Genomic DNA, 17832 nt, shown 5'->3' on the forward strand with positions numbered 1-17832 from the left:
GAAGCGTCGGGACGGTCCGATCAGCCCAGCGCCAGCGCCTCCACCGGCCGATCGGCCTCAGCCGGCTCCTGTCCCGCAAGCGCCTTTGCCGCCAGCCGGAAGCGGTGCAGCGCGGGTTCTGTGTAGCCGCCCGGCGCCGCAACCCCGCCGTGGATCAGCGCCTCCGCCGCGGCGAGCGCCAGGCTGTCGCGGGCAAGCGGGCGGTAGGCGGGATCGCCGGCATTCTGTTCGTCCACGCGGGCGGCCATGCGGCGCAGGCTTGCCGCCACCTCGTCGCGCGACACGATGCCGTGGAGCAGCCAGTTGGCGATGTGCTGGGACGAGATGCGCAGCGTCGCCCGGTCCTCCATCAGGCCGACATCGTGGATGTCTGGCACCTTGGAGCAGCCGACCCCCGCATCGATCCAGCGAACAACATAGCCGAGCAGACCCTGCACATTGTTGTCGAGTTCTTCGCGCACATCGGCGTCCGACCAGTTGCGGCCGGCGGAGAGCGGGGGCGTGAGCAGGTCGGCGAGCGGCGCCACCGGCTCCTGTCCACGGGCGGCCTGACGCGCGGCCACGTCGACCGCATGGTAATGGAGTGCGTGCAGCGTCGCGGCGGTGGGCGAGGGGACCCACGCGGTGGTCGCGCCGCTTTGCGGATGCGCGACCTTCTGCCCAATCATGTCGGCCATGCGATCGGGCATCGCCCACATGCCCTTGCCGATCTGCGCGCGCCCGGCGAGCCCGCATGCGAGGCCGATCTGGACGTTGCGATCCTCGTACGCCTTGATCCAGGCCGCGTCCTTCATCGCGCCCTTCCGGAGCACCGGCCCGGCGCGCATCGCGGTGTGGATCTCGTCGCCGGTGCGGTCGAGGAAGCCGGTGTTGATGAACATGATGCGGTGGCGCACCGCGTGGATGCAGGCGGCAAGGTTCGCGCTGGTGCGGCGCTCCTCGTCCATCACGCCGACCTTGATGCTGTGGCGCGGCAGATCCAGCAGGTCCTCCACCGCATCGAACAGCCGGTCGGTGAACGCCGCTTCCGCCGGCCCGTGGAGCTTGGGCTTGACGATGTAGATCGATCCGTCGCGGCTGTTGCGGTGCTGGCCGAGGCCGCGCAGATCGTGAAGGCCGATCAGCGCGGTGACGAGCGCGTCGAGGATGCCTTCCGGCGCCTCGCCGCCGCCCGGCAGCAGCACGGCCGGCGTGGTCATCAACAGGCCGACGTTCCGCACCAGAAGGAGGCTGCGTCCCGGCAGCACCAGCTCCTTTCCCTCTGCCGTGCGGTAGCGGCGATCGCCGGACAGGCGGCGCGTCACGTCCCGGCCGCCCTTGGCGAAGCGCTCGACCAGGTCGCCCCGCATCAGCCCCAGCCAGTTGGCATAGCCCGCGACCTTGTCCGCCGCGTCGACCGCGGCAACCGAATCCTCCAGGTCGCAGATCGTGCTGAGCGCGGCTTCCAGGACGACATCGGCGATGCCGGACGGATCGTCGCGCCCGACCGGATGCGTGTCGTCGAACCGCACCTCGATGTGGAGGCCGTGATGGCGCAGCAGCACCGTCCGGCCGTCGGCACCGTGCCCGACGAGCTGCGACGGATCGCGCAGCACCGGCGCCGCCCGGCCGAGATCGGCCCAGCGCCCGTCGGCGAGCGGCACCGCATCGTCCAGGAATGCCTTGGCGCGCGCGATCACCAGCGCGCCGCGGGTGGGGTCGTACCCCGCACCCTGCTTACCCGGGATGACGTCCGACCCGTAGAGCGCGTCATACAGACTGCCCCAGCGCGCGTTGGCGGCGTTGAGAAGGAAGCGCGCGTTCAGCATCGGCACCACCAGCTGCGGCCCGGCGCGCCGCGCGATCTCGTCATCGACGCCTGCCGTGTCGATCGCGAACGGTGCGGGTTCGGGCACCAGGTAGCCGATGTCGCGCAGCATGGCCGTGTGCGCGGCGCTGTCGAACGGCTGCCCGCGCCGTGTGTCGAACCAGGCGTCGATCGCGGTCTGCATGTCGGCCCTGGTGGCGAGCAGCGCGGCGTTCTCCGGCGCAAACCGGGCGAAGATCCCGGCCGCGCCCGACCAGAAGGTGTCGGCGTCCATGCCGAGCGGCGGCAGCACCGCGTCCTCCACGAACGCAGCCAATTCCGCCGCCACCAACAGGCCGGCGCGTTCGCGGTAATCCTGCACCAGAGCCTCCGTCAGCCGAGCCGGCCCAGCCGGTGATAGAGGTTCGAGAACTTCACCGAAACCGGCGAATCCTGGATGTCGTCGCGCTTCAGGTGGCTCAGCACCGCGTCGCGCAGCAGCTTGAAATCCTCGCTGGAGAAGACCGCGCGGGCGCGGCTCGGTCCGGTCGGCTGGTCTGTCGTCTGGGTGTCCATGGCGTCCTCTCCTCAGGCAAACTGGTTCATGGTGTTGTGCACGCCGCCCGCCTTCAGCGCGGCGTCGCCGGCGAACAGCTCCTTGTGATCGTCGCCGATGTCGCTGCCCGACATGTTCTGGTGGCGCACGCAGGCGATGCCGTCGCGGATCTCCCGCCGCTGCACGCCGGCGACATAGCCGAGCATCCCCAGTTCCCCGAAGTAATCGCGGGCGAGAAGATCGGTCGACAGCGCCGCGGTGTGGTAGGTCGGCAGCGTGATCAGGTGATGGAAGATGCCGGCCCTGGCACTTGCATCCTTCTGGAAGGTGCGGATGCGCTCATCGGCTTCGGCCGCCAGCTCCGTGGTGTCGTAGATCACGCTCATCAGCGCGCCGCGTTCGTAGGCCGACACATCGCGCCCCGCCGCCGCCCAGGCATCATAGGCCTGCTGACGGAAGTTCAGCGTCCAGTTGAACGACGGCGAATTGTTGTAGACGAGCTTGGCGTCCGGCACCTCCGCGCGGATGCGGTCGACCATGCCGGCGATCTGTTCGATGTGCGGCTTTTCCGTCTCGATCCAGAGGAGATCGGCACCGCTCCGCAGCGCGGTGACGCAGTCGAGCACGCAGCGATCCTCGCCCGTGCCGGGCCGGAACTGGAACAGGTTGGATGCCAGCCGCTTCGGCCGCATCAGCCGCCCGTCGCGCTCGATCACCACGTCGCCGCGAAGCGCGCCGAGGTCGGTCACCTCGTCGCAATCCAGAAAGGCATTGTACTGGTCGCCGAGGTCGCCGGCCGCGCGGCTGTAGGCGATCTGCTTGGTGAGGCCGGCGCCCAGCGAGTCGGTGCGGGCGACGATGATGCCGTCATCCACGCCCAGCTCCAGAAAGGCGTACCGGCAGGCGTTGATCTTGGCCAGGAAGTCCTCGTGCGGGACCGTGACCTTGCCGTCCTGGTGGCCGCACTGCTTTTCGTCCGACACCTGGTTCTCGATCTGCAGCGCGCAGGCGCCCGCCTCGATCATCTTCTTGGCGAGCAGGTAGGTCGCCTCCGCATTGCCGAAACCGGCATCGATGTCGGCGATGATCGGCACGACATGGCTTTCATGCCCGTCGATGGCGGCGATCAGCGCGGTCTCGCGCTCCCGGTCGCCGGCGGCGCGGGCGGCGTCCAGATCGCGGAACAGCCCGCCCAGTTCGCGCGCGTCCGCCTGCTTCAGGAAGGTGTAGAGTTCCGCGATCAGCGCCGGCACGCTCGTCTTCTCGTGCATCGACTGGTCGGGCAGCGGCCCGAACTCGGACCGCAGCGCCGCGACCATCCAGCCGGACAGGTAGAGGTAGCGGCCCTTGAGGCTGCCGAAATGCTTCTTGATGCTGATCGCCTTCTGCTGCCCGATGAAGCCGTGCCAGCAGCCGAGCGACTGGGTGTAGCGCGACGGGTCGGCATCATAGGCCGCCATGTCGGCGCGCATGGTCGCGGCCGTCGCCCGCGCGATGTCGAGGCCGCAGCCGAAGCGGTTCTGCAGCCGCATGCGCGCGACGCCCTCGGCGGTGATCGCGCTCCAGGCGTCGCCGCGTTCGCTGATCAGATCGCGCGCTTCGGCAACGGCGTTTTCGTACGACATGATGGCATCCCCTGACGGTCTTGTTGCCTAGGGGATGGGCCCGCCGGCGCGACGCGAACAGGGCGATTATTGACGCATTCTTCGGTTCCGACTTAGTATCATTGTCACATTGTGACAGGGCGACCATGGCTGCCACGCGCGATCGCAAGCTCTACCTGGGTCCGCGTCTGCGGATGCTGCGGCGCGAACTGGGCCTCACCCAGACGCGCATGGCGGACGAGCTTGGCGTGTCGCCGAGCTACCTCAATCACCTGGAACGCAACCAGCGCCCGCTGACCGCGCCCATGCTGCTGCGGCTGGCAGACACCTATGACCTGGACGTGCGCGGATTTGTCGCGGGCGCGGGCGAGGCGGCGGCGAGCGACCTGGGCGAGATCCTGGCCGACGACCTCGTTCGCGAATTGGCGATCGGCCGGCAGGAGGTGTTGGAGGTCGCCGAGAACTATCCCAACGTCGCCGAGGCGGTGAAGCGGCTGTACCGCGCGCTGGTCGACCTGCGCCAGCTGCCCGGCCGCATCGAATCGGCGGCGGGCGGGGCCGATGCGCCTGCGGCGTCGCCGATCGGATGGCTGCGCGACTGGATCGAGGGCGAGCAGAGCCACTTTCCCGGCATCGACACGGCAGCAGAGGCGCTGTCCGCCGCACTCGGCGAGGGGCCGGAGGCGCTGCGCGCGGCCATGGTCGCACGGTTGGGCGAAACGCCGGGCATCGCCGTTCGCGTCGTCGGGCAGGACGTGCTGGGCGACGCGCTCCACCATTATGACCTCCATCGCCGCCGGCTGATGCTGTCGGAGCGGCTGAGCGCATCGGGGCGGCTGTTCGCCATCGCCGCGCAGCTGGCGCGTACGGCGCTGTCCGATCCGATCGCGGAGGTGCTGGCCACCGCCGCCCCGCCCGATGCGGAAACGCGCGCGCTGACCGCGCAGACGCTGGTCAATTATGCCGCGGCCGCCCTCGTCATGCCCTATGGCCGCGTCCATGCTGCCGCCGAGGCCAGCGGCTATGACCTCGACCTCATCGCGGCGCGGTTCGGCGTGTCGGTCGCGCAGGCCGCACAGCGGCTGACGACGCTGGGGCGGAGCTCGGCGCCCGGCCTGACGCTGTTCTTCCTGAACCTCGACGTGGCGGGCAACGTCGCCAAGCGGCTGGCGCTGGCAAGCGCGCCGTTCGCACGCTTCGGCGGCGGGTGCCCGCGATGGCGCGCACACCTGGCCATGCAGCGGTCGGGCGAGACCATCGTCGACCTGGTGGAGCTGCCCGACGGGCAACGATACCTGACCTGGGCGCGTGCGATCACCGGATCGCGCACAAGGCGACCGAGCCTGCTGGTGATGGGATGCGACGCGGCGGAGGGCGGGCGCACCGTCTATGGCCGGCAGCCGCTCGAGCCGACGCCGATCGGCCCGGCCTGCCACCTGTGCGAACGGCCGGACTGCCGGGAGCGGTCGTTGCCGCCGATCACCCGCGCGCTCGACATCAATCCCAATCGCCGGCCGCTCGCGCCCTATCCGTTCCGCGCGATCTGAGGCGGTCGCGGCGCACCGACCGCACCGGCGGCCGGGTTCCGCGCACTATGCCAGCGCTATGCGAAAGGCCGGAACCGCTCTCGAAACGCTACGCGGCTGAGGCCTAGTTGCCCTCCCTGGACGTGGCCCGGCGACCGGGTGCGCGCGTCCTTTGGGGACGATCATGACCTGCACCAAACTGTTTCCTGCCGCCTTCCTCCTTGGCCTGTCGGCGCCCGCGCTGGCGCAGGACACAGGCGGCGACACCGCGCCGCCGCCGACGATCACCGTGTCCGGATCAGCGACGATCGCGTCCGACTACCGGTTCCGCGGCGTGTCGCAGACCGACCAGGAGATGGCGGTGCAGGGCGGCATCACGGTCGCCCATGACAGCGGCGTCTATGCCGGCGTCTGGGGGTCGAACCTGGCGGGCTGGGGCACGTTCGGCGGCGCGAACATGGAGCTCGACCTGATCGCCGGATACCGGCTGCCGGTCGGCGGCGGCACGCTGGACGTGGGGCTGACCTGGTACATGTACCCGGGCGGCGCCGACCTGACCGACTTTGCCGAGCCCTATGCCAAGCTCAGCGGCACGGCGGGCCCGGCCACGCTGACCGCGGGCGTCGCCTATGCGCCCGAACAGGAAGCGATCGGCAAGTGGTACGCCACGGGCGCGGACGCCGCCGCCGGCGTCTTTACCGACCCCGGCGCCAAGGACGACAATCTTTACCTATGGGGCGATGCCGCCGTGGCCGTTCCGGGCACGCCGATCACCGCCAAGGCGCATGTCGGCCACAGCTGGGGGCAGGACGGACTGGGCCCGAACGCGACCGCGGTGGCGCCGACCGGGCGATATTGGGACTGGTCGCTGGGCGCGGACGCGACGTGGCGGAACCTGACGTTCAACCTCAGCTACGTCGACACCGACATCTCCGACCGCGAAGCGGCCTATCTGCGGCCCAGCTTCAGCAAGGGCCAGGACGGCACCGGCAACATCGCCGGCGGCACGGTTGTCGCCTCGCTCACCGCAGCCTTCTGAGTTGAGGGAGGACTTCCATGCAGGACCTGCTCTGGATCGCGATCATCGGCGGGCTGTTCGCGCTGACGCTCGCTTTTGCCCGCCTGTGCGACAACGCCTGAGGGAGCCGCGGCGATGACACTCGATCTGTGGCTGGCGGCGCTGACCGCGCTTGGCCTGCTCGTCTATCTCGTGGCGGTGCTGATCCGCCCCGAACGCTTCTGAAAGGGGCGGTGGCATGACATTCCAGGGCTGGTTCCTGATCCTTCTGTTCGTCGGCATCCTGCTGGCGTTGACCAAGCCGATGGGGCTGTGGCTCCACGCGCTGCTGGACGGGCGCCGCACGCCGCTGCACGTCGTGCTCGGCCCGGTCGAGCGGGGGTTCTACAAGGCGGCGGGCATCGACCCGACCGCCGAGCAGGGCTGGCGCCGCTACGCCGTCAGCATGCTGATCTTCAACACGGTGCTGCTTGGCCTCACCTATGCCGTGCTGCGGCTACAGGGCGTGCTCCCCGGCAATCCGCAGGGGCTGCCGGGCCTGTCGCCCGACCTCGCCTTCAACACCGCCGTCAGCTTCACCACCAACACCAACTGGCAAAGCTATGGCGGCGAGAGCACCATGTCGAACCTCAGCCAGATGCTGGGGCTGACGATCCACAACTTCCTGTCGGCGGCGACCGGCATCGCGCTCGCCTTTGCGCTGTTCCGCGGCTTTGCCCGGCGCGAGGCGGCCGCGATCGGCAACTTCTGGGCCGATGTCACGCGGGTGACGCTCTACCTGCTGCTGCCGCTGTGCATCGTCTACGCGCTGTTCCTGATCGGCAGCGGCGTGCCGCAGACGCTGGCGGGCGCGGTCGACGTCCAGACGCTGGAAGGCGCGCGCCAGACGATCCTGCTCGGCCCGGTGGCCAGCCAGGAAGCGATCAAGATGCTCGGCACCAACGGCGGCGGATTCTTCAACGCCAACTCGGCGCATCCGTTCGAGAACCCGACCGCGCTCACCAACTTCGTGCAGATGCTGTCGATCTTCCTGATCGGCTTCGGCCTCACCTGGACCTTCGGCAAGGCCGTCGGCAATCCGCGTCAGGGCTGGGCGATCCTGGCGGCGATGCTGGTGCTGTTCCTGGCCGGTGTCGCCATCACCTATTCGCAGGAAGCGGCGGGCAACCCGATCCTGAACCAGCTGGGCATCACCGGCGGCAACATGGAGGGCAAGGAAGTCCGCTTCGGCATCGCCGCAAGCGCGCTGTTCTCGATCGTCACCACCGCCGCATCCTGTGGCGCGGTCAATTCGATGCACGACAGCTTCACCGCGCTGGGCGGCATGATCCCGCTGTTCAACATCCAGCTGGGCGAGGTGGTCGTCGGCGGCGTGGGCGCGGGCATCTACGGCTTCCTTCTGTTCGCCATCCTGGCGGTGTTCGTCGCCGGGCTGATGGTCGGCCGCACGCCCGAATATGTCGGCAAGAAGATCGAAAGCCGCGAGGTGAAGCTTGCCGTCCTGGCAATCGCGGTGCTGCCGCTTGCGATCCTGGGGATGACCGCGCTGTCGAGCGTGCTGGAGGCCGGTCTTGCCGGGCCGCTCAACGCCGGGCCCCACGGCTTTTCGGAAATCCTCTACGCATACACCAGCGCTGCGGGGAACAACGGTTCCGCCTTTGCCGGGCTGACCGCCAACACGCCCTTCTACAACGGGCTGCTGGGCGTCGCGATGTGGCTGGGGCGGTTCTTCGTGATCGTACCGATGCTGGCGATCGCCGGCTCGCTCGCGGCGAAGAAATATGTGCCCGAAGGCCCGGGCTCCTTCCCGACCACCGGCGGCCTGTGGGTCGGCCTGCTCGTCGGGATCATCCTGGTCCTGGGTGGCCTCACCTTCCTGCCGAGCCTCGCGCTCGGTCCCATCGCCGATCATCTCAGCATGATCCGCGGCCAGCTGTTCTGACGAGGCAAGCCACCATGGCGAACATCCAGACAAAGAGCCTGTTCACGGCCGACTTGGTCGGGCCGGCGATCAAGGCATCCTTCCTGAAGCTCAACCCGCGCGAGCTGGTCCGCAATCCGGTCATGTTCGTGACCGCGGTGGTGGCGGCGCTGATGACGCTGCTGCTGGTCGTCGGGCAGGACGACCTCAGCGTGCTGTTCAAGGCGCAGCTGGCAGCGTGGCTGTGGCTGACGGTGCTGTTCGGCACCTTCGCCGAGGCGCTGGCCGAAGGCCGCGGCAAGGCGCAGGCGGCGAGCCTGCGCGCCACCAAGGCGGAACTCGTCGCCAAGCGCCTGTCGGGAGACGGGCGCCAGTTCGACAGCGTGCCCGCCAGCCAGCTGAAGGTCGGCGACGTGGTGCTGGTCGAGACGAACGACCTGATCCCGTCGGACGGCGAGGTCGTGTCGGGCGTGGCGTCGGTCAACGAAGCCGCCATCACCGGCGAGAGCGCACCCGTGATCCGCGAGGCGGGCGGCGACCGGTCTGCCGTGACGGCGGGCACCCGCGTCATCTCCGACGAGATCCGCGTCCGCGTGACCGTGGAGCCGGGCAAGGGCTTCCTCGACCGCATGATCGCGCTGGTCGAGGGAGCCGAGCGGCAGAAGACGCCGAACGAGGTCGCGCTGACCATCCTGCTCGTCGGCCTGACGATCATCTTCCTGATCGCGGTCGGCACGATCCCGGGCTTTGCGTCCTATGCCGGCGGCAGCATTCCGGTCGCGATCCTGGCGGCGCTACTCGTCACCCTGATCCCCACGACGATCGCCGCGCTCCTTTCCGCGATCGGCATCGCGGGCATGGACCGGCTGGTCCGGTTCAATGTCCTCGCCAAGTCCGGCCGCGCGGTGGAGGCGGCAGGCGACGTGGATGTGCTGCTGCTCGACAAGACCGGCACGATCACGATCGGCGACCGTCAGGCGAGCGAGTTCCGCCCCGTCGGCGGCACCAGCGAGGCCGAGCTTGCGGAAGCCGCGCTGCTCGCCAGCCTTGCCGACGAGACGCCGGAAGGCCGGTCGATCGTCGTCCTGGCGCGCGACCGGTTCGACCTCAACCGATCGATGCCGGCGGACGCGGAGGTGATCGCGTTCACGGCGCAGACCCGGGTATCGGGCGTCCGCCTTGGCGACACGCTGATCCAGAAAGGGGCGGTGGATTCGATCTTCCGCGCCAATCCAGGGTCGGGCGAGACGGCGGCGGCGACCGAGCTGCGCCGCATCACCGACGAGATCGCGCGCGCCGGCGGCACCCCGCTCGCCGTGTCGCGCGACGGCCGGCTCTTGGGCGCGATCTTCCTGAAGGATGTCGTGAAGGCGGGCATCCGCGAGCGGTTCGGCGCGCTGCGCACCATGGGCATCCGCACGGTGATGATCACCGGCGACAATCCGCTGACCGCCGCCGCGATCGCGGCCGAGGCGGGCGTGGACGACTTCCTCGCGCAGGCGACGCCCGAGGACAAGCTGGAGCTGATCCGCCGCGAGCAGACCGGCGGCAAGCTGGTCGCGATGTGCGGGGACGGCACCAACGACGCCCCGGCGCTGGCGCAGGCGGATGTCGGCGTGGCGATGAACACCGGCACGCAGGCGGCGCGCGAGGCCGGCAACATGGTCGACCTCGACAGCGATCCCACCAAGCTGATCGAGGTGGTCGGCCTGGGCAAGCAGCTGCTGATGACGCGCGGCAGCCTGACCACCTTTTCGGTCGCGAACGACGTCGCCAAATATTTCGCGATCATCCCGGCGATGTTCGTGGCGCTCTATCCGGGGCTGGGCGTGCTGAACGTCATGGGGCTGGCGACGCCGGAAAGCGCGATCCTGTCGGCGATCATCTTCAACGCGTTGATCATCCCCATGCTGGTTCCGCTCGCGCTGAAGGGTGTCGCCTACAAGCCGATGGGGGCGGGGCCGCTGCTGGCGCGCAACCTCGCCATCTACGGGCTCGGCGGGCTCGTCGCGCCGTTCGTCGGCATCAAGATCATCGACCTCGTGGTCGGCGGCCTCGGCCTCGCGTAAAGGACAAGGAACATGGGCAAGGATTTCACATCGGCTCTGCGGCCCGCGATCGTGCTCACGATCCTGTTCGCCGCGCTGCTCGGCATCGCCTATCCGCTGGCGATGACCGGCATCGGCCAGGCGATCTTCCCGGCGCAGGCGAACGGCAGTCTGGTGCGGGACGCGGACGGACAGGTGATCGGTTCCACCGTGGTCGGGCAGGCGTTCACCGGCGACCGTTATTTCCAGACGCGGCCGTCGGCGGCGGGTGACGGCTACAACGGGCTGTCATCGTCCGGGTCGAACCTGGGGCCGACGTCGCGGGACCTGGTCGATCGCGTGCGCGGCGACATCGATGCTCGCCGCGCGCAGGGCGTGACGGGGGCGATCCCGGCGGATCTGGTCACCGCCAGCGGCTCCGGCCTCGACCCCGACCTGTCGCCGGCGGCGGCGCTGGCGCAGGCGACGCGCATCGCTGCGGTGCGCGGGCTGCCCGTCGGCGAGGTGCGTGCGCTCGTCACCGCGCTGACCGAGACGTCGGTGCTGGGCGATCCCCATGTCAACGTGCTGGCGCTCAACCGGGCGCTCGACGCCGCGGCGGCCGCACGCGGGCGTTGATGGCGACAGCCGGATCCGGCCCCGATCCGGGACGACCCGATCCCGATGCCCTCCTGCGCGCCGCCGCGCAGGAGGGTCGGGGCCGGCTGAAGATCTTCCTCGGCGCCGCGCCGGGCGTCGGCAAGACGTACGAGATGCTGTCGGAGGGCGCCGCGCGGAAACGCGACGGCGTCGACGTCGTGATCGGCGTGGTGGAAACCCATGGGCGGGCCGAGACGGAGGCGCTGACCCGCGGCCACGAGGTGATCGCGCGCAGGGCCGTCCCCTATGAGGGGCGCATGCTTGACGAGATGGACCTGGACGCCGTCCTGGCCCGCGCGCCGCGCCTGGTGCTGGTCGACGAGCTTGCCCACACCAACGCGCCGGGCAGCCGCCACCCCAAGCGCTTCCAGGACGTGGAGGAGCTGCTCGCGGCCGGGATCGACGTCTATTCCACCGTCAACATCCAACATGTGGAAAGCCTGAACGACGTCGTGGCGAGCTTCACCCGAGTGCGGGTGCGCGAAACGGTGCCCGACAGCGTGCTGGAGCAGGCCGAGATCGAGGTCGTCGACATTCCGCCCGACGAGCTGATCGAGCGGCTGAAGGCGGGCAAGGTCTACCTGCCGGCGGAGGCGACCCGCGCGCTTGGCCACTTCTTCTCGAAATCGAACCTGTCGGCGCTTCGCGAGCTTGCGCTGCGGCGCGCGGCGCAGGCGGTGGACGCGCGCATGCTGGACGATGTGCGCGCGCTCGGCCTTGGCGGCACATGGGCGGGGACCGATCGCATCGTCGTGGCGATCAACGAGCTGCCGGGCTGCGACGGGCTGGTGCGCGCGGCCAAGCGCGTCGCCGACGGGCTGCGGGGGCCGTGGACCGCGCTGTTCGTCGAAACGCCGCGCGTGCAGGGCTTCACGGCCGCGCAGCATGCCCGGGTCGCCGCCGTGATGACGCTTGCCGCGCAGCTGGGCGGTGCGGTTGCGACCGTGCCCGCCCCCAATGTGGTCGACGGCATCAAGGCGTTCCTGGCGGATGCGCGCGCGACGCAACTGGTGGTCGGCAAGTCGCAGCGATCCCGCTGGTTCGAGCTGCGGCACGGATCGGTGGTCGACCGGCTGGTGCGCGACACGCCCGACGTCACGGTGCACGTGCTGCCGATGCCGCCGGCCGGCCCGCCGGAGCGATCGGCGCGCGTCGCCGGCGCCTGGGGGTCGCCTGCCGGCTATGCCGTGACGACCGGGCTGGTGGCGGCGGTGACGGCGCTGGCGAGCACGCTGTTCCAGGTGCTCAACCTGGGCAATGTCGCGCTGCTGTACCTGCTGCCGGTGATGGCGGCGGCCAGCCTTTATGGCCTTCGCACCGGCCTTTACGCGGGCCTCGCCTCCACCCTCGCCTACAACTTCTTCTTTCTGCCGCCGACGGGCACGCTGACGGTGAGCGACCCCGAGAATGTCGTGTCGATCGTCGTCCTGCTGAGCATCGCGGTGGCGACCAGCCAGCTGACGGCGCGGGTGCGCGCGCAGGCCGACCTCGCCTCCCGCAGCGCACGCACCAATGCCACGCTGGCGGGATTCCTGCGCCAGATCGCGACCGTCAACGATGCCGATGCCGCCGCGCAGCGGATCTGCGACGACGTGCGCCAGCTGCTGGACGTGCGCGCGGTGCTGCTCGGCCCGGGCGAGGGCATCGCGCTCGACATCCTCGCGGCGAGCGATCCGGATTACCGGCTGGAGACGGTCGACAGCGCCGCGGCGCGCTGGGCGCTCGACACCGGCGTCGCCGCCGGGAAGGGATCGGGCACGCTGGCGGCGTCCGAATGGCTGTTCCAGCCGCTGCACGCGGGTGACCGGGTGCTGGCCGTGCTCGGCATCGCCAGCGAGCGTGCCGGCAATCCGGTGCGCGCCGACCAGCTGCCGCTGCTTAGCAGCCTGGTCGACCAAGCCGCGCTCGTGCTGGAGCGGCTGCGCCTCCAGACGGAGATGCGCGATGTCGACGCGGTGCGGATGCGCGACCGCCTGCGCAGCGCGCTGCTGTCGTCGGTCAGCCACGACCTGCGGACACCGCTGACCGCGGTTCTGGCGGCCGCGCACCAGCTGCGCCACGACCGCTCCCCCGACCTGATCACCACCATCGAGACGGAAGCGCAGCGGCTCGACCGCTTCGTCGCCAACCTGCTCGACATGGCGCGGGTGGAGGCGGGCGCCCTGACGCTGGCGGTTGAACCGATCGATCTGGGGGATGCGGTGGCGGGAGCGGCCAACGACGCGCGCCGCGCGCTCGGCGACCGGGCGGTCCGGCTCGACGTGCCGCCCGACCTGCCGCTGGTGCGTGCGGATCCGACGCTTCTCCACCACATCCTGCTCAACCTGCTGGAAAATGCCGGGCGCTATGCCGACCCGGGTACCACCGTGCTGGTGGAAGGGCGCAACCGGCAGGGCGAGTTGCGGCTGTCGGTGGTGGACCACGGCCCGGGCCTGCCGCCCGGGCGCGAGGCCGAGCTGTTCGAAACCTTCCGCCGGGTCGAGGGATCGGATCGTGCAGTCGGCGGCACCGGGCTCGGCCTTGCCATTGTCAAGGCGTTCAGCGAAGCCATGGGCATGTCGGTGGAGGCCGCCAATCGCACGGACGCGGCCGGCGCGCGCTTCACGCTCGTGTTTCCCGCCGCACTGGTCGTGCGCGACGTCGCCGTGGACCGGGTGATCTGACATGGCGACGGTGCTGGTGGTCGACGACGATGCCGCGATCCGGCGGCTGCTCCGCAACACGCTGGTGCATGCAGGCTATGCGGTGGCGGAAGCGGCGACCGGGCGCGACGCGCTGGCGCTCGCCGGGACGGCGCACCCCGACGCGGTGCTGCTCGACCTCGGCCTTCCCGATCGCGACGGCCTCGGCCTCGTGCCCTTGCTCGCGGCGCGCGAGCGGGCGGTGCTGGTGGTGTCGGCGCGCGATGCGACGGAGGAGAAGGTCGCCGCGCTCGATCTCGGCGCCGACGATTATGTGTCCAAGCCGTTCGACACGGACGAGCTGCTCGCCCGCCTGCGCGTGGCGCTCCGCCACCGCCGTGACGCGGGGCAGCAGCCGGAGCGCATCACCACCGGCGACCTCGCGATTGACCTCGACCGCCGCATCGTGACCCGCGGCGGCGCGGAGCTGCACCTGACGCGCAAGGAATATGACGTGCTCGCGCTGCTCGCCCGGCAGGTCGGCCGCGTGGTGATGCACAAGCAGCTGATCGAGACCGCCTGGAGCGGGGACGAGGATCCGCGCATCGAATATCTGCGCATCGTCATCCGCAACCTCCGGCAGAAGATCGAGGCGCCCGACCCGGTCGGCAGCGTGATCGCGAACGAACTCGGCGTCGGCTATCGCCTCCTCGCGCGGGGCGCCTAGGCGCGGCCGAGGCCATGCGGCGAGCCTGTTGCCGGTTGGTGGAGGACGCGGTGTCCGCAACATGTGCTGGTGCTGCGCGACTTCCAGGGCATCCTGACCGGCGTTCCGGTCGCCGCGACAGAGAGGTGACCCGCCAGGGCGGATCAACTGTGGTGGCGATCGTCGCCCCAGGCGGCCGCGACGCCGCCGTGATCGACGGGATCCTCCGTTCGGCCGGCATCGAGCGATCGGTGGAGACGATGGCCTCGTTGCTGAACGGCGTCGTTCCCGCACGATTCGCCGCCGCGCTGGTCGCCGAGGAAGCGTTGAGCGACGTCCCGCCCGCGGCGATCGCGCAGGCCGTCGAGGCGCAGCCGCCATGGTCTGACTTTCCGTTCGTGGTGCTCAGCCGACGGGGCCGCTCTCATCCGACCAATCCCGCCCTGCAAATGATGCGCAACGTGACCGAGGTGGAGCGCCCGGTTCACCCTGCCACCCTGCTGGGAACGGTGCGCAGCGCGCTGCGCGCCCGGGCACGTCAGGAGGAGACTGCGGCGCACCTCGCCGCGCGGCAGGCGGCGGAGGCCGAACTGCGCGCGCTGACGCAAAGCCTTGAAGCGCGTGTTGCCGAACGCACGGCGGAACTCTCCATCATCAACGCGCAGCTGCACGGCATCCGACCCGGCGTCGATCAGGTCCTCGTGGAGCGCGTGCAGATCCAGCAGGTCCTGATTAACCTCATCCGCAACGCCGTGGACGCCTTGGAGGGATGTGCCACGCGCACGATCATCCTGGCCGCCGCGCCGTGCGCGGACGGACGCGTCGAACTCAGCGTTTCCGACACCGGCCCAGGCTTCGCGCCAACGGCGATGGCGGGAGAGACCGTGTCGGTGAAGACAAGCAAGCCGGATGGCCTGGGCATCGGCCTGTCGATCTGCCGCACCATCCTGGAGGAGCATGGCAGCAGCCTTGTCGCGGTGAACAACCCGACCGGCGGGGCCACGATCCGTTTTCACCTTCCCGGCGTGTGACGGCGTTCGACCATCACCGACTTTATCGATGTCCGTGTTGCGGTGAGGCTGGTCCAGATGACCCAGGACGGTGCGGCACGCGCCTGCCGCTACTTATGCGGGCTACAAAGCGGGGGGAGTGGTCAAGTGATCGCTGTTCAGCAGCGACTCCACGAGCCGTCGGGAACAACCTTCTTGCCAGCGCAGGGTCCGTCGTCTGGGCTGGTTGTGCTGCCTGACTGAAGCCGCGGGAGGAACGCTGCGTGCAACGGATAGCGTCAGGCCGGGGAAATCTACGGACCGCCCGTGCGCTGCAACGGGCGACTCTATCGCCAGAGAGCGCCCCGGAGCTCGCAACTAGCGGTTTCTGACAAAAATGGTGCCCAGAAGAGGACTCGAACCTCCACGGCCTTGCGACCGCCAGCACCTGAAGCTGGTGCGTCTACCAATTCCGCCATCTGGGCACGGGGTAGGCGGCGGGCTTTAGGGGCGAGGCTCGCGGCTTGTCAACGGGGCGTTGCGCGGGCAAGGCGACCGCGTGGTGCGGCATCGGGCTGCGGAAGGGAGCGAGACGGGGCATGAGGGATCGGCTGGTCACGCTGTTCGGCGGTGGCGGCTTTGTCGGACGCTATGTCGCGCAGGCGCTGATCAAGCGCGGCGCGCGCGTCCGGGTGGCGCAGCGCAATCCGAAGGCGGCGTACTTCCTGCGGCCGCAGGGCGGCCTGGGGCAGACGCAGTTCGTCGCGGCCGACGTCCGCCGGCCGGACAGCATCGCACGCGCCGTGAGCGGCGCCGACGCGGTCGTGAACCTTGTCGGCACCTTTGGCGCCAACATCGAGGCGGTCCAGGCGGACGGCCCCGGGCTGATCGCGCGGGCCGCCGCCGCCGCGGGTGTCCAATCGATGGTGCATGTCTCCGCGATCGGCGCCGATGAAGGCTCCGACATCACCTATTTCCGCACCAAGGGCGCGGGCGAGGCCGCGGCGCGGGCCGCCCTGCCGGGCACGGTGATCCTGCGGCCGTCCATGATCTTCGGGCGGGAGGACCAGTTCACCAACCGGTTCGCCGGGCTGATCCGCGCGCTTCCCGTGGTGCCGGTGATCCGCGGCAACGCCCGGTTCCAGCCCGTCTATGTGGCCGATGTCGCAGCCGCGGTGGCCGCCGCGCTCGCCGATGGCGGCCATGATGGTCGCACCTATGAACTCGGCGGGCCGGAGGTCATGTCGATGCTGCAGTTCAACCAGGCGATCGCCGCGATTACCGGCCGCAGCCCGAGCTTTGTCGAGCTGCCGGATGCCGTGTCGCGGCTGATCGCCCGCGCCGGCTTCCTGCCGGGCGCTCCGATCACCTATGACCAGTGGCGGATGCTGGGCATCCCCAACGTTGTGGGTGGTGGGGCGGCGGGGCTGGAGGCGCTGGGCGTCGCGGCCACGCCGCTGGCGGCGGTCGCCCCGGACTGGCTGGTGATCTACCGCCGGCACGGGCGCTTCGCCACCGACGCCGCCGCGCGCTGACGCCAGCGCCGACGCATGCTCGATTCCATCCTGATCCCGGCGCTGCTTGGCATCATCGAGGGGCTGACCGAATTCCTGCCGGTCTCGTCGACCGGCCACCTGATCCTGGCCGGCGCGCTGCTCGGCTTCACGGGCGAGGGGTCGGTCGCGTTCAACATCGCGATCCAGCTGGGCGCGATCCTGGCCGTGCTGATCGCCTATCGGCAGCGCTTCCTGGGCGTGGCGGGCGGGCTGTTGCGGCGAGACCGCGACGCGATCCTGTTCACCCGCAACATCCTGATCGGCTTCCTGCCCGCCATGCTGGTGGGCGCGATCTTCTATTCGGCAATCCGTGAGGCGATCCAGACGCCCGTGGTGGTGGCGGTGGCGCTGGTTGTCGGCGGTGTGCTCATCCTCGTCATCGAACGGCTGATCCAGATCCCGCGGATCGACAGCGTGGAACGGATGCCGCTGCGCACCGCGGTGGCGATCGGCGCGGTGCAGTGCATCGCCATGATCCCGGGGGTCAGCCGATCGGGCGCGACCATCATGGGGGCGCTGCTGATGAAGGTGGAGCGCAAAACGGCGGCCGAGTTCAGCTTCTTCCTGGCGGTGCCGACGATGCTGGGCGCGACAGTCTTTGCGCTGTGGAAGGATCGCGACCTCCTGACCTTCGACGACATGCAGGCGATCGGCATCGGCTTCGCCGCCGCGTTCATCGTGGCGCTGGTGATCGTGCGCGCCTTTGTCGCAGTCGTCAGCAGATACGGGTTCGCTCCCTTCGCGTGGTACCGAATCATCCTTGGGTCGGCCGCGCTGATCTGGCTGCTATAAGGACCGAATCGGACCTACTACTCACTTGCTCGGCAACGCTGGGCGCGCCGGGGCAAAAATCCGCCAGCGC

General features: G+C 69.8%; 14 protein-coding genes and 1 tRNA gene. 11 read left to right on the forward strand and 4 right to left on the reverse strand.

Annotation, left to right across the window (positions count from 1 at the left end; translation table 11 throughout):
- Positions 1–20: 20 nt before the first annotated feature.
- The 3 genes from GGR88_RS13345 to GGR88_RS13355 are packed head-to-tail and all read right to left on the reverse strand — an operon-like array spanning position 21 to position 3967.
- Positions 21–2168: a malate synthase G gene (locus GGR88_RS13345; protein ID WP_167955853.1), complete on the reverse strand. Its 2148-nt coding sequence runs from the start codon at positions 2166–2168 to the stop codon at positions 21–23.
- Positions 2169–2179: 11 nt separating this feature from the next.
- Positions 2180–2362, reverse strand: a complete 183-nt coding sequence (locus GGR88_RS13350) for a hypothetical protein (RefSeq protein WP_167955855.1) — start codon at positions 2360–2362, stop codon at positions 2180–2182.
- Between the two features lie 12 nt (positions 2363–2374).
- On the reverse strand, positions 2375–3967 hold the full coding sequence (locus GGR88_RS13355) for an isocitrate lyase (RefSeq protein ID WP_167955857.1): 1593 nt from the start codon (positions 3965–3967) through the stop codon (positions 2375–2377).
- A 125-nt stretch (positions 3968–4092) separates the two neighbouring features.
- Here GGR88_RS13355 and GGR88_RS13360 point away from each other — a divergent pair, with 125 nt between their 5' ends.
- The 9 genes from GGR88_RS13360 to GGR88_RS13400 all read left to right on the forward strand — a co-directional run bounded on the left by GGR88_RS13360 (position 4093) and on the right by GGR88_RS13400 (position 15456).
- Entirely contained in the window at positions 4093–5493 is a 1401-nt protein-coding gene (locus GGR88_RS13360) for a helix-turn-helix domain-containing protein (protein ID WP_167955859.1), read from the forward strand.
- Between the two features lie 163 nt (positions 5494–5656).
- The gene (locus GGR88_RS13365) at positions 5657–6511 is read left to right on the forward strand and encodes a TorF family putative porin (RefSeq protein WP_167955862.1); all 855 of its coding nucleotides are present in this window, start codon (positions 5657–5659) and stop codon (positions 6509–6511) included.
- Between the two features lie 114 nt (positions 6512–6625).
- A complete protein-coding gene (gene kdpF / locus GGR88_RS13370) occupies positions 6626–6715 on the forward strand; it encodes a K(+)-transporting ATPase subunit F (protein WP_037531783.1) in 90 nt (29 codons plus the stop codon).
- Between the two features lie 13 nt (positions 6716–6728).
- The gene (gene kdpA, locus GGR88_RS13375) at positions 6729–8432 is read left to right on the forward strand and encodes a potassium-transporting ATPase subunit KdpA (protein ID WP_167955864.1); all 1704 of its coding nucleotides are present in this window, start codon (positions 6729–6731) and stop codon (positions 8430–8432) included.
- Between the two features lie 14 nt (positions 8433–8446).
- Positions 8447–10480 (forward strand): potassium-transporting ATPase subunit KdpB, encoded by a 2034-nt coding sequence (gene kdpB / locus GGR88_RS13380; protein WP_167955866.1) that lies wholly within the window; start codon positions 8447–8449, stop codon positions 10478–10480.
- 12 nt (positions 10481–10492) lie between these two features.
- The gene (gene kdpC, locus GGR88_RS13385) at positions 10493–11077 is read left to right on the forward strand and encodes a potassium-transporting ATPase subunit KdpC (protein WP_167955868.1); all 585 of its coding nucleotides are present in this window, start codon (positions 10493–10495) and stop codon (positions 11075–11077) included.
- Positions 11077–13761, forward strand: coding sequence for a sensor histidine kinase (locus GGR88_RS13390; RefSeq protein WP_167955870.1), 2685 nt, complete (start codon positions 11077–11079; stop codon positions 13759–13761). The genes kdpC and GGR88_RS13390 overlap by 1 nt, the downstream gene beginning before the upstream one ends.
- A 1-nt stretch (position 13762) precedes the next feature.
- Positions 13763–14446 (forward strand): response regulator transcription factor, encoded by a 684-nt coding sequence (locus tag GGR88_RS13395; RefSeq protein WP_167955872.1) that lies wholly within the window; start codon positions 13763–13765, stop codon positions 14444–14446.
- A 125-nt stretch (positions 14447–14571) separates the two neighbouring features.
- Positions 14572–15456, forward strand: coding sequence for an ATP-binding protein (locus tag GGR88_RS13400; protein WP_167955874.1), 885 nt, complete (start codon positions 14572–14574; stop codon positions 15454–15456).
- Positions 15457–15812: 356 nt separating this feature from the next.
- On the opposite strand, the gene GGR88_RS13405 is transcribed toward GGR88_RS13400, so the two are convergent.
- Positions 15813–15899 (reverse strand) — tRNA-Leu (locus GGR88_RS13405).
- A 114-nt stretch (positions 15900–16013) separates the two neighbouring features.
- Here GGR88_RS13405 and GGR88_RS13410 point away from each other — a divergent pair.
- Complete coding sequence (locus GGR88_RS13410) at positions 16014–16949, forward strand: complex I NDUFA9 subunit family protein (RefSeq protein WP_167955877.1); 936 nt, start codon at positions 16014–16016, stop codon at positions 16947–16949.
- 15 nt (positions 16950–16964) lie between these two features.
- The gene (locus tag GGR88_RS13415) at positions 16965–17762 is read left to right on the forward strand and encodes an undecaprenyl-diphosphate phosphatase (RefSeq protein WP_167955879.1); all 798 of its coding nucleotides are present in this window, start codon (positions 16965–16967) and stop codon (positions 17760–17762) included.
- Positions 17763–17832: the final 70 nt, after the last annotated feature.

It is taken from the genome of Sphingomonas jejuensis (genome assembly GCF_011927695.1).
GTDB lineage: Bacteria > Pseudomonadota > Alphaproteobacteria > Sphingomonadales > Sphingomonadaceae > Sphingomonas_K > Sphingomonas_K jejuensis.

What these genes read in the sequence shown, in the direction of transcription:
- GGR88_RS13365 (WP_167955862.1), top strand. Translation starts at nt 5,657, where the DNA reads ATGACCTGCACCAAACTGTTTCCTGCCGCCTTCCTCCTTGGCCTGTCG.
- GGR88_RS13410 (WP_167955877.1), top strand. Translation starts at nt 16,014, where the DNA reads ATGAGGGATCGGCTGGTCACGCTGTTCGGCGGTGGCGGCTTTGTCGGA.
- kdpF (WP_037531783.1), top strand. Translation starts at nt 6,626, where the DNA reads ATGACACTCGATCTGTGGCTGGCGGCGCTGACCGCGCTTGGCCTGCTC.
- GGR88_RS13355 (WP_167955857.1), bottom strand. Translation starts at nt 3,967, where the DNA reads ATGTCGTACGAAAACGCCGTTGCCGAAGCGCGCGATCTGATCAGCGAA.
- GGR88_RS13390 (WP_167955870.1), top strand. Translation starts at nt 11,077, where the DNA reads ATGGCGACAGCCGGATCCGGCCCCGATCCGGGACGACCCGATCCCGAT.
- GGR88_RS13360 (WP_167955859.1), top strand. Translation starts at nt 4,093, where the DNA reads ATGGCTGCCACGCGCGATCGCAAGCTCTACCTGGGTCCGCGTCTGCGG.
- kdpC (WP_167955868.1), top strand. Translation starts at nt 10,493, where the DNA reads ATGGGCAAGGATTTCACATCGGCTCTGCGGCCCGCGATCGTGCTCACG.
- GGR88_RS13415 (WP_167955879.1), top strand. Translation starts at nt 16,965, where the DNA reads ATGCTCGATTCCATCCTGATCCCGGCGCTGCTTGGCATCATCGAGGGG.
- GGR88_RS13350 (WP_167955855.1), bottom strand. Translation starts at nt 2,362, where the DNA reads ATGGACACCCAGACGACAGACCAGCCGACCGGACCGAGCCGCGCCCGC.
- GGR88_RS13395 (WP_167955872.1), top strand. Translation starts at nt 13,763, where the DNA reads ATGGCGACGGTGCTGGTGGTCGACGACGATGCCGCGATCCGGCGGCTG.
- kdpA (WP_167955864.1), top strand. Translation starts at nt 6,729, where the DNA reads ATGACATTCCAGGGCTGGTTCCTGATCCTTCTGTTCGTCGGCATCCTG.
- kdpB (WP_167955866.1), top strand. Translation starts at nt 8,447, where the DNA reads ATGGCGAACATCCAGACAAAGAGCCTGTTCACGGCCGACTTGGTCGGG.